Annotated in this window: 1 protein-coding gene; it reads right to left on the bottom strand. The window is 43.1% G+C overall.

The features are described from left to right. On the bottom strand, positions 1 to 552 hold a 552-nt coding region (locus tag D8787_RS11245; RefSeq protein ID WP_260471399.1), incomplete at its 3' end, for a reverse transcriptase domain-containing protein. Positions 553 to 1,090: the final 538 nt, after the last annotated feature.

The following is a 1,090-nucleotide window of genomic DNA, read 5'->3' as shown; positions in this document are numbered from 1 at the left end:
ATGACGCTGACCGTTAATGATAACACCTGAATGAAGATATTTACGAATCAAGGATTCCGTATCTCCGTCTTCGATAATGTTATGTACTAAGGACATCAATCTATCTTGAGGAACTGTATCGAAGAATTTCTCTAGGTCTATATCCACTATCCACTCATAGCCGTCATTTAAGTACTCTAAGAGCTTCATGATGGCTTTTTCACATGACCGATTTGGTCGGAACCCATAACTCGTNTCNGAGAAATGGGGTTCACAAATAGGGCTAATGACTTGAACAATGGCCTGTTGAATCATTCTATCCATAACCGTTGGAATTNCTAGTTGACGGATGCCTCCGTTTGGTTTGGGAATCTCAACTCTGAGAACTGGTTGAGGCTTATATTTTCTTTGTTTTATCCGTTCCTTAGTCAGGCGCCAGTTTTGTCTGAGATAATTATCCATCTCTTCGATAGTAATTCCATCAATCCCAGCTGAGCCCTTATTGGATTTTACTTGATTGTAGGCTTCCAGCATATTTTCGCGTGATAATATCTTATCTAGCAATTTTGACATGTGCGTATTCCTTTCTTGTTTTGGTGCCTGAGGGACATCTTATATTGGTGAACCTTCATCTAGTCAATACGTGATAGAGTCCAGTTCTATCAGACCGTTCGTTTTACAGACACAAGTGAAGTAGGATTACTTCAATCTGTCGTTTTCTCTTTCTAGCGACAGACCTCAAACAGTCTCTCCCCAGACTGTTTGAGTATTCCCCCTTCGCTCCACTTCCATTACAGAAGTTTCCTCACTACTATGGGCTCGGCTGACTTCTCATGATTCGTTGTTACTACGCTTTCAGCGCTCATGAGACCTCACGGGATAAGTNGTACATCTTTCCTCGTTTACTCTCGTGATTTACGCATATAGGTTACGACTACCTTTTTGGACTTTAGAGTTTGAAGCCCCCTTATCCGCTATATACGCCTTACTATCACGTTCCTGTTCGTAGAGCCACGATTTCGCTATCCCTTCCTCTCCCCGCTACCTCACGATAGTCAGGCTTGGGAATCGCTATTGGGTTCACCGGTAGCGGGTGCCCACGGAGGACTTA

The organism is Streptococcus mitis, assembly GCF_003944325.1.
Classification (GTDB): domain Bacteria; phylum Bacillota; class Bacilli; order Lactobacillales; family Streptococcaceae; genus Streptococcus; species Streptococcus mitis_CW.
Note: the sequence above shows the minus strand (reverse complement) of the source record. Positions and strands in the feature narration are given on the sequence as shown.